This window comes from Pantoea sp. CFCC18179 (assembly GCF_059412405.1).
In genome coordinates this window covers 1-14,175 of record NZ_JBNBPM010000003.1, presented here as the reverse complement: position 1 = coordinate 14,175, position 14,175 = coordinate 1, and the positions used below count along the sequence as shown (strand labels likewise).

Here is a 14,175-nt window from a genome sequence, read left to right as displayed (position 1 = left end):
GTTTTGGACTTGACTCACAAATTTGAAACAAACAAGATGTAAGCGGCTATCGGTTATCGATTACTATAGATTCTTAACACATCCATATCGAGTTTCAAGACTGTCAGGGGAACAAACGTGGCACAGACACAATTGTTAAATCGTCAGGTAGTGAGAGATATGCGTGAAATTGAAAAGATGCCAGTGGTTCCATTGAAGCACCGCGGGCGTTGGATCGCGGCGGCAGTCATGATGCTGGTAGCCGCCGGATTGGTGATGTCGATGGTCACCAACCCACGCTTTGAGTGGAACGTGGTGGCGCAATACATGTTCGATCCTTCGATTCTCAGCGGATTGCTGACCACGGTGTGGTTAACGCTGGCGGCGATGACCATTGGCATTGTGTTGGGCACGCTGGTGGCGTTGATGCGGCTGTCGCAAAACCCGGTGTTGGAGAGCATCGCCAATGGCTATTTATGGATCTTTCGCGGTACGCCGCTGCTGGTGCAGCTGATTTTCTGGTTCAACCTTTCCGCGCTGTACCCAAAAATCACGCTAGGTTTCCCCATCGGGCCGAATCTCGGCACCTTCGACGCCAACACCTATATCACCGTATATGTCGCTGCGCTGCTGGGATTGGGACTGAATGAAGGCGCGTATATGTCGGAGATTGTGCGATCCGGGCTGAAATCGGTGCCAAACGGTCAACGTGAAGCCGCCGAAGCGCTGGGGATGTCGAGCTTCCGCGTGATGTTCCGCGTGATTCTGCCGCAGGCGATGAAAATCATTATTCCGCCCACCGGCAACCAATTGATTGGCATGCTGAAAACCACCTCGCTGGTCAGCGTGATCGCGCTGGAAGAGTTGCTCTATTCGGCGCAGCTGATTTACACCGCCAACTTCCAAACCATTCCGCTGCTGATTGTGGCGTCGATTTGGTATCTGGTGCTGACTACCGTGCTGACGCTGCTGCAACACTTCCTCGAACGTCACTTTGGCCGCAGCGATCGCCGCACATTGCCGACTGCCGCGCCTTGTGATGATGCGCCAACTGCGAAAGGAGCCTGATATGTCTGTTGCTCAAACTCATGCGCATGCGGTGGTTGCACGCGGCGTCGAGAAATCGTTCGACCATTTGGCGGTGCTGAAAGGCATCGATCTCACCGTTGAGTACGGCAAAGTGTGCTGCATTCTTGGCCCGTCCGGCTCCGGTAAAAGCACCTTTCTGCGCTGCATGAACCACCTCGAGCGTATCGATAAAGGCTTGCTGCAAGTCGGCGGCAGTTTGGTGGGTTATCGCGAGCACAACGGCAAACTGTATGAAATGAAGAAGTCGGAGATTGCCAAACAGCGCGCCGACATCGGCATGGTGTTTCAGGGGTTCAATCTGTTCCCGCATATGACGGTGCTGGAAAACATTATCGAAGCGCCGGTTGGCGTGCGCGGCATCAGCAAGCGTGAAGCCACCGAACACGCGCATCAATTGCTGGCGAAAGTCGGCCTGGCGGCGAAAGCCAACTCCTATCCGCAAACCCTTTCTGGCGGCCAACAGCAACGCGTGGCGATTGCGCGGGCGTTGGCGATGAAACCGCGTTTGATGCTGTTTGATGAGCCAACCTCGGCGCTCGATCCTGAGTTGGTGGGCGAAGTGCTTACCGTGATGCGCGAACTCGCCGATGAAGGCATGACCATGGTGGTGGTCACCCATGAATTGGGCTTTGCGCGTGAAGTCAGCGATCAGGTGGTGTTTATGGATAACGGCGTGGTGGTTGAGCAGGGTAATCCAGAACAATTTTTCAATCACACGCAGCATGCGCGTGCCAAGGCATTTCTTGGAAAAGTCTTATAAATTAACTTTTTGGAGTATTTATGACTTCTTTACCCGAAACAGTGCGTACCCGCGCCTTTATTAATGGCGAATTCAGCGATGCGGAAAATCAGGCGGTATTCGACAACCTCAATCCTTCAACCGGCGAAGTGCTGAATCAAATCGCCTTTTGCTCAGCGTCGGATGTTGATCGTGCGGTGGCCGTGGCGCGTGAAAGCTTTAAGCAAGGCAGTTGGAGTAAACTGGCACCGCGTGAACGTAAAAAAATCTTGCTGCAATTTGCCGATTTAATCGATGCCAATGCCGCTGAACTGGCGCTGTTGGATTCCATCGATGCTGGTAAACCGCTGTGGGATTGCGAAAACCTCGATCTGCCGGATGTTGCAAACAACATTCGCTGGTACGCCGAAGCCGCCGACAAGCTGTTTGGCAAAATCTCACCCACTGGCGACAGCAATCTCGGCCTGATTGTGCGTGAAGCGGTGGGCGTGGTTGGCATGGTGTTGCCGTGGAATTTCCCCGCGGGCACGCTGTCGTGGAAGATCGCTCCGGCGCTGGCGGCGGGCAATTCGATTGTGGTGAAACCAGCGGAATTGGCCTCGCTTTCAGCGCTACGCATTGCCGAATTAGCCCATCAAGCGGGGATTCCCGCTGGCGTATTCAATGTGGTACCGGGTTTGGGGCACGTTACCGGCAAAGCGCTGGGGCTGCATGCGGATGTCGATATGCTGACGTTTACCGGTTCAACCGAAATCGGTCGCCAATTCCTGCGTTATGCCGCCGACAGCAACCTGAAAAAAGTGGTGCTGGAGTGTGGCGGCAAAAGCCCGCAAATCGTGATGAACGATATGGCGGAACAACTCGATGACATCGCAGAAAACCTCGCCAACGCGGCCTTCTGGAATATGGGGCAAAACTGCACCTGCGGGTCGCGCATTCTGGTGCAATCCGGCATTAAAGACGCCTTTACTCAAGCGCTGATCAAAGCGGCTGAAGTGTGGAAAGTCGGCGAACCCACCGATCGCAGCAGCAAACTGGGACCGTTAATTGAAGCTTCTGCGCTAAAACGGGTGCTCGGTGCCATCGAAACCGCCAAACAACAAGGCGCGCAAGTGGTGCACGGTGGTCATCAGGCTCTGCCGGAAAGCGGCGGTTGGTTTGTTGAAGCCACCATTATTGATGGTGTTACGCCGGACATGCGCCTGGCGCGCGATGAAATCTTTGGCCCGGTAGTGGCGCTGATGAGTTTTGAGACCGAAGAGCAAGCCATCGCACTGGCCAATGATTCTGCCTATGGTTTGGCCGCGACGCTGTTTACCAACGATCTCAACGTGGCGATCCGCATGGCGCGACAGATTCAGGCCGGTACCGTGGCGGTGAACGGTTATGGCGAAGGCGATATCACCACGCCGTTCGGCGGCTTTAAAACCTCGGGCTTTGGCGGTTATGACAAAGGCACTGAAGCGCTCGATCAGTACACACAATTAAAAACCATCTGGGTTTCACTGAGCTGAAACGGGAGCCAGCATGAAGATTAGCGGTTTGAATTTTATTAATGGCGAGCGCAGCGGCGAAAATCCGCAAACGCTCTCCAGTTTTGATGCCCACACCGGGGAAGCTTTACCGTGGCAATTCCATCAGGCCAGCCGTAAAGAAGCCGAAGCGGCCTGCCATGCGGCAGCGGCAGCTTTCACGGCCTATCAAGCCACTTCGCCATCGCAACGCGCCGAGTTTCTTGATGCGATTGCCGATGAGTTAGATGCATTAAATGACGAGTTTATTCAGTTAGTGATGCGGGAAACTGCGCTGCCGGAAGGGCGTATTCGCGGGGAACGCGCGCGCACCAGCGGCCAGATGCGCTTGTTCGCCACTGTACTACGGCGCGGCGATTTCCTCGGTGCGCGTATCGATCAGGCGCTGCCGGATCGCACGCCGCTGCCGCGTCCGGACCTGCGCCAGGTTAAGCGCGGCATCGGCCCGGTCGCGGTATTTGGTGCCAGCAATTTTCCGTTAGCGTTTTCCACGGCCGGTGGTGATACCGCCGCAGCGTTGGCGGCAGGTTGTCCGGTGGTGATGAAGGCGCACAGTGGACATATGGCGACGGCGGAATGTGTGGCGCAGGCCATCACCAATGCCATTACACGCTGCAATCTGCCTGCGGGCGTATTCAATATGATTTATGGCGGCGGCATCGGCGAAGTGCTGGTGCGTCATCCGTTGATTCAGGCCGTCGGTTTTACTGGTTCGCTGAAAGGCGGCCGTGCGTTGTGCGACATGGCGGCTTCGCGACCCAGCCCGATTCCGGTATTTGCCGAGATGAGCAGCATCAACCCGATGATCGTGTTACCGGCGGCACTCAAGGCACGCGGTGCCAGTATCGCCGCCGATTTATCCGCTTCGGTGGTGATGGGATGCGGGCAATTCTGTACCAATCCCGGCTTGTTTATTGGTATTAAATCGCCAGAGTTCTCGCAGTTGCTGGAAGAGATGAAAACGCGGCTGGCGCAAAGTCCGGCGCAAACCATGCTCAATCGCGGTGTATTGAGCAGCTACGAAAAAGGGTTGAACCATCTGCATCTCCATCCTGAAGTGACGCATTTAGCCGGCGAATTGCAGCAAGGTTTCCAGGCGTTCCCGCAGTTATTTCAGGCATCCGCGCAGATGCTCATTAGTGGCGATGCGTTGTTGCAGGAAGAGGTGTTTGGCCCGGTGACCATCGCGGTGGAAGTCGCCGGTCGGAACGAACTTGAGCGGGCGCTGGCAGGTTTGCGCGGCCAGTTAACGGCGAGCTTGCTGGCCGATCCTGAGGACTTGCAGCAATTTGGCGCGCTGGTGCCGTTGCTGGAGCAAAAAGTCGGGCGCTTGCTGCTGAACAGTTATCCTACCGGCGTGGAAGTGAGTGATGCGATGGTGCACGGCGGGCCGTATCCAGCGACGTCTGATGCGCGCGGCACCTCGGTGGGAACCCTGGCGATTGATCGCTTCCTGCGCCCAATTTGTTATCAGGGTTATCCGCAGGAATTATTGCCAGATGCGCTAAAAGACGCCAATCCGTGGAATATCCGCCGCCTGGTAAATGGCGAGTGGAGCGAAGCGGCGTTGTAATGTCAGCAGGTCACCATAAATGGCGACCCTACGCCGGATTTGTAGGGCCGCCATTTATGGTGACCTGATTTACCACATTTATAACGCGTTAATAGCCTTCACAAAACGCTGAGTGATCTGCTGCGGGCGGGTGATGGCGCCGCCGACCACGACAGCATGCGCGCCTAGCGCCAGACAGTGCGCGGCCATTTCTGGCGTTTCCACATTTCCTTCGGCAATCACCGGCACCTTTACAACTGCCAAAACCTCGCGCAGAAAACGGCAATCATCCGCCGCCAAATAACAGCCCTGCGTTTCGACGGTGTAACCGTGCAGCGTGGTGCCGACGCAATCAAAACCTAGCTCGGATGCCTGACGCGCTTCCTCCACGGTGGCGATATCCGCCATCAACAACAACTGCGGATAACGCGCGCGAATGGCCGCCACTAATTCCGGCAACTGCAAATCGCCCGGACGCGGATGCAGCGTGGCATCCAGCGCTATCATCGCCGGATTCGCCGCCATCAACTCATCCACTTCGCGCAGGGTTGCAGTGATGTAAACATTGCTGCCCGCGTAATCGCGTTTGATGATGGCGATGATCGGCAAATCCACGGTTTGCATGATGTGCTGCACATCAACCAAGCTGTTGGCGCGAATCGCTGCCGCGCCGCCTTGCATTGCCGCCAAAGCCATACGCGACATAATCAACGGGCTGTGTAACGGCTCGTCTTCCAGAGCCTGGCACGAGACCACCAGTTTTCCTTTAATCTGTGCCAGCATCGGTGCTTTCATAGCGCGAGTAACTCCTCTACTTCATTTTTGATAATGGTGACGTGCGGGCCGTAAATCACCTGCACGCCATTGCCACGTTGGATCACGGCACGTGCGCCGGTGGCTTTTAATCCGGGTTCATTGAGTTTGCTGCTATCGATCAGCGTGATGCGCAAGCGAGTGGCACAGCAATCCAGTTCGGCGATGTTCTCTCGTCCACCCAAGGCTTCGATCACTTGTTGTGGCCGTTCACCGGCGGCGATTGGTGCGCTTTCAACGCTGACATCTTCGCGGCCCGGCGTTTTGAAATTGAAGCGAGTGATCAGCAAACGGAAGGTGAAGTAATAGAGCAGGAACCAGGGCACGCCGACCAACGGCACATACCACCAATGGGTTTTAGCTTCGCCTTGCAACACGCCGAACAGGATGAAATCAATCAATCCACCGGAGAAGGTTTGCCCGATGGTGATGTGCAGCATGTGAGCGATCATAAAGGCCAAACCATCGAACACCGCGTGAATCACATACAGCACCGGCGCGACAAACAGGAACGAGAACTCAATCGGTTCGGTAATGCCAGTCAGGAATGAGGTCAATGCGGCAGAGAGCAGCAAACCGGCGACACGTTTGCGGTTTTCTGGCTTCGCGGTGTTATACATCGCTAAACATGCGCCAATCAGGCCAAACATCATGGTGATGAAACGTCCTGACATAAAACGCGAGGTGCCGACATAGAACTGCTGCGTGTTGGGATCGGCGAGCTGCGCAAAGAAGATGCGCTGCGTACCCTCGACTAAATGCCCGTTGATCACTTCGCTGCCGCCAAGCGCGGTGGCCCAGAACGGTAAATAGAAAATGTGATGCAGGCCAAACGGGCCGAGCATGCGCAGCACGAAGCCGTAGATAAAGGTGCCAAAATAGCCGGTGGCATCGACCAAACCGCCCAGGCCAAAGATCACTTTCTGGAAATGCGGCCAAACGATGGTCATCGCCGCACCGACCAGAATCGCTACGAATGAACTGATGATCGGCACAAAGCGTGAGCCGCCAAAGAAGCCGAGGAACTGCGGCAGGGCGATTTTGTTGTAGCGGTTGTGCAACATTGCCGTGACTAAGCCGATCACCACGCCGCCAAATACGCCGGTTTCCAATGTTTGAATGCCGAGCGCCATGCCTTGTCCGGCGGCGCTGAGATTGCCTTGCGCCAGCACGCCGGTCAGCGTCAATAGCGCATTGATGGTGGCGTTCATTACCAGATAAGCCAGCAAAGATGCCAATCCCGCGGTGCCTTTGTCGCTTTTCGCTAATCCTACCGCCACGCCCACCGCGAACAGCACCGCGAGGTTGGCAAACACTACCGAACCGGCGCTGGCCATGATGGTGAACACGCCTTGTAACCACGCCACATCCAGGAACGGATAGGCTTTAACGGTGTTGGGATTGGATAACGCGCCGCCAATGCCCAGCAGCAGACCGGCGGCAGGTAACACCGCAATCGGTAACATGAACGATTTGCCAAAACGTTGTGCTTTCTCGAACCAGCCTCCCGAAGAGGCACCGCTGAACAATGACATAAATTTTTATCCCCGAAGCGTTGTTATGGTAAAAATTATTACCACAATCTAATTCATCGGTTGAAAATTTCCATCATTATTGTGATAGCTTTCACTTATAGGCCGATCTGCTGCACACTGTGCGCCATTAACGACGTGAAGAAGGACCGCCGCCATGACGGATAATGAAAATATTTTGCTGCACCTGCGCCAGGGTTTGCCGGGATACAGCCCAACGCTGCAAAAGTTGGGCGACTTCATCCTGACTGAACCGCAACGCGTGCTGTATCTCACCATCACCGAACTGGCGCGCGAGACCGATACCAGCGAAGCCAGTGTGACGCGTTTGTGTCGTCATCTGGGTTGTAAAGGCTATACCGAATTTAAAATGGCGCTGGCGTTGGACGTGCAACACAGCCAACCGGCGGCGATGGCTAACGGCGATAGCATTTACATGCTGGTGGAAGAAACGGTGCAGGCGCTGCGCGATACTGGCAAATTCATCAATCGCGAGGTGTTGCAGCAAGCGGTTGAAGCGCTGCATCAGGCGAAAACTATCCAGATTTATGGCGTGGCGGCCAGCGCGATTACCGGAGAATATTTGCACTATCGCTTGTTGCGTTTGGGCAAATCAGCACAGTTGTTTGGTGATATGCATCGCGCGGCGATGAACGCCGCAACGTTGCAGCAGGGCGATTTGGTGATCGCTATCTCGGCATCGGGATCGACCAAAGATGTGATGCATGTGGTCAAGGTGGCGAAAAAGCAGCAGGCGCAGGTGCTGATGTTGAGTAACACGCTGCGCAGCCCGATGGGCAATCTAGCCGATATGTTGCTGGTGGCGGCGCGCCCGGAAGGGCCATTTAATGCCGGTGCGTTGAGCGGCAAAGTGGGCGCGATGATGCTGGTGGAAGTGTTGATCAACGAATTGATGACGCACGATGCGCGGTATCTGGCGGCCAGCCAGCAAACGGCAACCGCCACGTTGCCGATGCTGATTTAAGTCGGTGCGGTTTGCCGGTCACCATAAATGGCGACCCTACAACACCGCACTGAACCCGTAAGGTCGCCATTTATGGTGACCAAATTACTCACTCGCCAGTGCCGCTACCGGATCCATGCGTGCGGCTTTGCGGGCGGGCAGATAACCAAAAATCATGCCGATAATGGTCGAGCAGGCAAACGCCGCGCCTGCCGATTGCCATGAGAAAATCGCGGTGATTAAGCCACCGGCCAGCAAGCCGATAATTGGGCCAATCACCAACGCCAGCGCTACGCCGAGCGACCCGCCAACCAAACATACCAGCACCGCTTCAATCATAAATTGCTGCATGATGTCGCCGCGCCGTGCGCCCACCGCCATACGTACGCCGATTTCATGAGTACGTTCGGTGACGGACACCAGCATGATATTCATCACGCCGATGCTGCCAATCATCAACGCAATCGACGCCACCAATAAAATCAGCAAGGTCAACGTGGCGGCGGCATCTTCAATCGCTTTGCGGTATTTGTCGCGGTTAAACATCAGGAAATCTTTGGTGCCGTGACGCGCGGTGAGCAGTTGCGTCAGCGATTCAACCGCCGGGCCACTGACCACATCGTCTTTTAACTTGATGCTGATGCTGGTGAGCGCGGTTTGTCCGCTGATGCGATACATCACCGTGCTCCACGGCAACCACACGCTGAGGCGATTGGGGGAAATGCCGTCGTTATTATCCGCCACGCCAATCACCCGCACCGGCACCGAACCTAAAACGATCATCTTGCCAACCGGGCTGCCGCTGTCGGCACCAAACAGCTTATTGCGCGTGTTGGTATCAATAATGATCTCCTGGCGCGCATGGCGTTCATCGCTAAAGTTGCTGCCTTCCAGCAATTTGATGCCCTGAATCTGGAAGTAATCCTTACCCACGCCATACACCGCGGTTTTCGAGGAATTGGAAAGATAGCGAATCGGCTGATTGGCAATCATTTCCGGGCTAACTGCTGCCACGAACTGCTGGCGCGCGATCACTTCCGCATCGGCCATCACCAACGTCAGCACCGGATGCGCCTCATCTTCCACGAAATCGCCACCGGCATATACCGACACCACATTGGTGCCGAGTCCGGAGATACTCTCCAGCGTTTTTTGTCGCGCGCCCTGGCCGAGCGCCACCACAGTGACCACCGCTGCAATACCAAAAATAATCCCGGTCATGGTGAGCGCGGTGCGCAGGCGATGCGCGTTCATCGCATTCAACGCCATACGCAGCGATTCGCCCAAGCGATCAAGAAAACCACGCAGTGGGCTCTGTTTTTTGCGCGCTGGCGGCGTGTAGCGTGCAACGGTTTTATCCGCTTTGCGCCCACTATCAGCGACGATTTCGCCGTCCTGAATCTCAATGATGCGATCGGCATGCTGTGCGACTTTCATATCGTGCGTAACGATGATCACCGTGTGGCCCTGGCGATTGAGATCGTGCAGGATGCGCAGCACCTCTTCGCCGGAATGCGAATCCAGCGCGCCGGTTGGTTCATCGGCAAGGATGATCTCCGCGCCATTAATCAAGGCACGTGCGATACTGACGCGCTGCTGCTGGCCGCCTGATAATTCACCGGGTTTGTGCTGCTCGCGGCCCTGCAAGCCCAAACTCGCCAGTAAATCCGCCGCGCGCTGCAAGCGTGCTTTGCTTTGCGCATTGGCGTAAATCGCCGGGATTTCTACATTGCTGAGCGCGCTAAGATCCGGCATCAAGTGATAACGTTGGAAGATAAAACCGATATGCTCGCGGCGCACTTTCGCCAGCGCATCCGGCGATAAACTGGCGGTATTTTGTCCGCTAATCCAATAGTCACCGCTGTCGGGCGCATCGAGGCAACCGAGAATGTTCAGCAGCGTTGATTTACCCGAACCGGAAGGGCCGATAATCGCCACCAATTCGCCGCTGCTGATGCTGAGATTAATATTTTTCAGCACATGCAACGCTTCCGCACCGTTCACATAGCTGCGCTGAATGTTTTTCAGTTCGATGATGTTCACATCACCACCTTGTCAGCACCCGCCGTTTGTGTGGCAAGAATCACTTTCTCGCCGGCTTTTAACCCGCTCAGCACCTGAATATCCACGCTGTCGGTGATGCCGGTGGTGATGATTCGTTTCACCGGTTTGTTGTCGTTATCCGGGATTTCGACGTAGGTTTTGCCATCGGCATCCTTTTTAGTGGCTTGCACCGGCACCAACAACACATCTTTAGCGGAGTCGCGTAACAGATTGACCTGCGCCGTCATGGAGATGCGCAGCGCGTTGTCCGGATTAGGCACATCCAGCAGCGCGTTGTAATAGACCGCCGCGTTGCTGTTACTGCTTGCTGTGCTCTCGGCGTTGCCCATCAGCGCGTCATCTTTCATCACCGATTCCGGCGCCAGTTCGAGGCTACGCAAGGTGGCGTTGTAGCGTTTATCGGGATTGGAGAAGGTGGTGAACCACGCTTGCTGGCCCGGCTGCACGTTATTGATATCCGCTTCGGAGATCTGCACTTTGATGGTCATGGTGCCGAGCTGAGCCAGCTTGGCGATGGTCGGCGCAGTTTGCACCGCATTCACCGTTTGGCCTTGCTTGGTGACGATGGCAATCACCGTGCCGTCCATCGGTGCCATGATGCGGGTATAACCGAGATCGAGTTGTTTCTTATCGACTTCAATTTGCGCCTGAATCACTCGTGCCTTTTGCGCGGTTAACTCAGCCCGCGCGCTGCGCCAATCGTTTTCCGCTGTATCAAAATCCTGGCGTGAAACCGCATTGGTTTTCACCATCTGCTGTAAACGCTGGAACTGCGCCTGTTGGCGCACCAGCGCGGCTTCGCGGGTTTCCAAATCGGCCTGCGCCACGCTCAGTGCCGCTTGTGCATTGCGCAAATCGCTACGTTGCGGTTGATCGTCGATTTCGGCGATCAGCTGGCCTTTTTTCACCCCATCGCCGGCTTTGATATACAGCTGTTTAACCTGGCCGGAAACCTGCGCACCGACGTTGACGCGTTCAACCGCATCCATTTTGCCCGTGGCGGCAATCACGTTTTCAATGTTGCCCTGGCGCACCACGGCGGTAACCACCGCATTGGGCTGATGGCTTGAAACGGCGTAACGCCAGACAATCAGGATGATGACGAGTACGGCGGCAGCGATTAACCACCGTTTCTTAGAGATATTGAGCATAAGCGTCCTTTTTATGAAGTGAGAATAGTAATCACTAAACGCAATAAAAAGGAGGAAATTCGTCAGAAGATTCTCAGTAAATCGTCAGCGTTGAGAAAAGATTAAAATTTTCCGAATAGAAACTCAGGCTGAGTTGTTTACAGCGTATCTGAGTGACTTTTTGGGAAAACACCATGCCTGCACAACCTGCTTCACCACGCCAACGCTACGATGCGTTCAGCATGACGCTGCACTGGATCACCGCCTTGAGCGTGATTTTTCTGTTTGCCTCCGCGCACATTTGGGAGCAGTTGGAGAAAGGCACGCCACTGCGCAAAGGCTTACAGGCCTGGCATATTTCGTTTGGCATTTTACTGGCGCTGGTGATGATTGTGCGTCCGTTATGGCGCATCTATAGCCAGCGCAATTCGCAACTGGCGGTGACGCCGGCGGAAAACAGCGCAGCGCTGCGCATCATGGCGCATGCGGTGCACGGTGCGCTATATCTGCTGTTGTTCTTGCAAGTTGCGCTCGGCTTTATGTTCCGCTGGTCGCAGCAGGAACCGTTTCAATTCTTCGGCTTGTTCAACATTCCACTGATTGATGTTGATCCGGCGCTACGTCATACGTTGGGCGGTTTACACAACAATGTGGCGTGGGCGCTGATCGTGCTGGCTGGTGCGCACGCGCTAGCAGCGCTGTTCCATCACTATGTTATGCGTGACAACGTGCTGCGCCGCATGCTGCCGTTGCGCGACTCCGTACCACTCCGCGAGGATAAATGATGAAAACGATCACCAAAGTTCGCTGGTTTGCCGTTTCTACCTTGCTGCTGGCGCTGCACGCGCCGGTTGCCATGGCGATGGGCGATGACGACAGCGATAAGAAAACGCCGGATTGTCCAAAAGGGCAAGTGTATGACAGCAAATCCAAGTCTTGCGTGCCGGAAAAAACCAGCATGCTCAGCGACAGTGATAAGACCAATTACGCTTATCACCTGGCGAAGAAGGGCGAGTATCAGGCGGCGCTCAATCTGCTGGATACGCTGCATAATCAAAACACCAAAGAAGCGTGGAATTATCGCGGTTACGCCACGCGTAAGCTGGGCCGCACCGACGAAGGCATGAGCTACTATCAGAAATCGATCGCCTTAGATCCAAAATATGCCAAAGTGCGCGAATATCTCGGCGAAGCCTGGATGATTAAGGGGCGCCCGGATTTGGCGAAGCAACAACTGACGATTATCAAATCGTTGTGTGGTGTGAATTGCGAAGAGTACCGCGATTTGGATGCGGCGATTCAGGGGCATCCAGAAACGTGATGTTTGGAGGACGAGAAAATCACCAGCACTGAAGTCCGCCAGCACTTAGCGGCGCATTTGGCGCGCATGTGGCGTTACGCGATGGTGTTATCGCGCAACCGCGACGTGGCCGAAGAACTGGTGCAATCCACCTGTGTACGGGCGCTGGAACGCAGCGCTCAGTACCAGCCCGGCACGCGGATTGACCGCTGGTTGTTTACCGTGCTGCATTCAGTGTGGATCAACGAACTGCGTGCCCAACGGGTGCGCAGCGGGCAAGGTTTTGTCGCCAGCGACGAGTTGATAGCGCCGGATCGCCAGCACCATGACGAGCAACGTCGGCAATACGAGAAAGTGATGCAGCGCGTGAGCCAATTACCTGAAGCACAGCGAAACGCGGTATTTCTGGTTTACGTTGAAGGATTTACCTATCAGGAAGCCGCTGACACGCTGGCGGTGCCGATTGGCACCATCATGAGTCGCCTTGCGGCGGCGCGCACCACATTAGCCAGCGCGGTTGCGCGACCGGCGGTACAGGAGAAGCGTTTGTGAAGGCTGCACGTTTTAGTTTGCCCTATGCGGATGAAGCCATTGTTGCCTGGCTGGATGGCGAAATGCGCCCGGACGAAGCGCAGGCGTTTGAAACGGAGCTCAAGCGCAGTGAAGTGCTGTCAGCGCGCACTGCTGAACTGATGAAAAGCAATCAACCTTTTGCCGAGGCATTTGCGCCGCTGCTGGATGAAGCGCCGCTGGAGCGTATGTCGCAACGTGTAGATTATCTGTTGGCGAATACGCCTGCGAAGCCCGCAGGGCAAGTCAGTCGCCGCGCGTTGATTGCCGCTTCGGTAGGATTTTTGTTGGCTGGCAGCGGCGTGGGATTTTTGGCTCGGCCGGTGGCGCAGGTTGAGCAGGGTGAAAGTGCGCGCATTCGGGAATTGGAAGCGCAATATATGTCGCTTTACAGTCCGGAAACATTGGCCGATGTTGATAGCTCGCCTGCGACGTTACAACGATCGCTGGCGCGAACCGCGCGTGATTTGGATTTGCAGCTTAGCGCGGCGCAATTAACCTTGCCGGAAGCCAGTTTGAAAAGCGTGCGCATGTTGCGTTACGACGATGCGCTGATTACGCAAATCGCCTGGAATCACAGCAATTATGGCCCGATGGCGCTGTGTATTTCGCGTGAAGATCATCAGCGCACCAGCGATGTGGCGCTGGAAAAACGTCACGGCATGAACGTGGTGTGGTGGCATCGTGCGGGATATCAATATGTGTTGATTGGCCGTAATCCGGCGGATCAGTTAAAGAAAACCGCGCAGTGGTTAAATCATACGTTACAGGCGTAAATCGGTCGCCAATAAGGTACGACCGGGCACATAGGTAACAGATCAGACCGGGCACATAGGTGACACATTTGTGCTCAGTCGATTCGGATAATACGTCTTTCTGCCCGGTCATAATATGCCAGTATCAGCCTGTTG

General features: G+C 55.3%; 13 protein-coding genes. 9 read left to right on the top strand and 4 right to left on the bottom strand.

Features of this window, described 5'->3' with window-relative positions:
• The first annotated feature begins 117 nt into the window (after positions 1-117).
• From ACPUC7_RS07655 to ACPUC7_RS07640, 4 genes are read left to right on the top strand one after another with little or no spacing between them, the layout of a single operon-like run.
• Complete coding sequence (locus tag ACPUC7_RS07655) at positions 118-1,047, top strand: amino acid ABC transporter permease (RefSeq protein WP_494922407.1); 930 nt, start codon at positions 118-120, stop codon at positions 1,045-1,047.
• A 1-nt stretch (position 1,048) separates the two neighbouring features.
• A complete protein-coding gene (locus ACPUC7_RS07650; protein ID WP_494922406.1) occupies positions 1,049-1,828 on the top strand; it encodes an amino acid ABC transporter ATP-binding protein in 780 nt (259 codons plus the stop codon).
• A 20-nt stretch (positions 1,829-1,848) separates the two neighbouring features.
• Entirely contained in the window at positions 1,849-3,321 is a 1,473-nt protein-coding gene (locus ACPUC7_RS07645) for an aldehyde dehydrogenase (protein WP_494922405.1), read from the top strand.
• Positions 3,322-3,334: 13 nt separating this feature from the next.
• Positions 3,335-4,912 carry an aldehyde dehydrogenase (NADP(+)) gene (locus ACPUC7_RS07640; RefSeq protein ID WP_494922404.1) on the top strand — a complete coding sequence of 526 codons (1,578 nt, stop codon included), beginning with the start codon at positions 3,335-3,337 and terminating at the stop codon, positions 4,910-4,912.
• Positions 4,913-4,990: 78 nt separating this feature from the next.
• On the opposite strand, the gene ACPUC7_RS07635 is transcribed toward ACPUC7_RS07640, so the two are convergent.
• Together ACPUC7_RS07635 and ACPUC7_RS07630 are read right to left on the bottom strand one after the other, a co-directional pair.
• Positions 4,991-5,686, bottom strand: coding sequence for an N-acetylmannosamine-6-phosphate 2-epimerase (locus ACPUC7_RS07635; protein WP_494922403.1), 696 nt, complete (start codon positions 5,684-5,686; stop codon positions 4,991-4,993).
• Positions 5,683-7,239 carry a PTS transporter subunit EIIC gene (locus tag ACPUC7_RS07630; protein ID WP_494922402.1) on the bottom strand — a complete coding sequence of 519 codons (1,557 nt, stop codon included), beginning with the start codon at positions 7,237-7,239 and terminating at the stop codon, positions 5,683-5,685. The genes ACPUC7_RS07635 and ACPUC7_RS07630 overlap by 4 nt, the downstream gene beginning before the upstream one ends.
• 154 nt (positions 7,240-7,393) lie before the next feature.
• Here ACPUC7_RS07630 and ACPUC7_RS07625 point away from each other — a divergent pair, with 154 nt between their 5' ends.
• Positions 7,394-8,221, top strand: a complete 828-nt coding sequence (locus ACPUC7_RS07625) for a MurR/RpiR family transcriptional regulator (protein ID WP_494922401.1) — start codon at positions 7,394-7,396, stop codon at positions 8,219-8,221.
• An 84-nt stretch (positions 8,222-8,305) separates the two neighbouring features.
• Here the strand turns inward: ACPUC7_RS07625 and ACPUC7_RS07620 are convergent, their stop codons facing one another.
• Together ACPUC7_RS07620 and ACPUC7_RS07615 are read right to left on the bottom strand one after the other, a co-directional pair.
• Positions 8,306-10,243 (bottom strand): MacB family efflux pump subunit, encoded by a 1,938-nt coding sequence (locus tag ACPUC7_RS07620; RefSeq protein ID WP_494922400.1) that lies wholly within the window; start codon positions 10,241-10,243, stop codon positions 8,306-8,308.
• Entirely contained in the window at positions 10,240-11,415 is a 1,176-nt protein-coding gene (locus ACPUC7_RS07615) for an efflux RND transporter periplasmic adaptor subunit (RefSeq protein ID WP_494922399.1), read from the bottom strand. Before ACPUC7_RS07615 ends, ACPUC7_RS07620 begins: the two co-directional genes overlap by 4 nt.
• Positions 11,416-11,588: 173 nt before the next feature.
• Between ACPUC7_RS07615 and ACPUC7_RS07610 the strand changes: the two genes are divergently transcribed.
• The 4 genes from ACPUC7_RS07610 to ACPUC7_RS07595 are packed head-to-tail and all read left to right on the top strand — an operon-like array spanning position 11,589 to position 14,040.
• Positions 11,589-12,179: a cytochrome b gene (locus tag ACPUC7_RS07610; protein ID WP_494922398.1), complete on the top strand. Its 591-nt coding sequence runs from the start codon at positions 11,589-11,591 to the stop codon at positions 12,177-12,179.
• Complete coding sequence (locus ACPUC7_RS07605; protein WP_494922741.1) at positions 12,179-12,715, top strand: tetratricopeptide repeat protein; 537 nt, start codon at positions 12,179-12,181, stop codon at positions 12,713-12,715. The genes ACPUC7_RS07610 and ACPUC7_RS07605 overlap by 1 nt, the downstream gene beginning before the upstream one ends.
• 3 nt (positions 12,716-12,718) lie before the next feature.
• Positions 12,719-13,246, top strand: a complete 528-nt coding sequence (locus ACPUC7_RS07600) for a sigma-70 family RNA polymerase sigma factor (protein ID WP_343551108.1) — start codon at positions 12,719-12,721, stop codon at positions 13,244-13,246.
• Positions 13,243-14,040 (top strand): anti-sigma factor family protein, encoded by a 798-nt coding sequence (locus ACPUC7_RS07595; RefSeq protein WP_494922397.1) that lies wholly within the window; start codon positions 13,243-13,245, stop codon positions 14,038-14,040. The genes ACPUC7_RS07600 and ACPUC7_RS07595 overlap by 4 nt, the downstream gene beginning before the upstream one ends.
• The last annotated feature ends 135 nt before the right edge of the window (positions 14,041-14,175 follow it).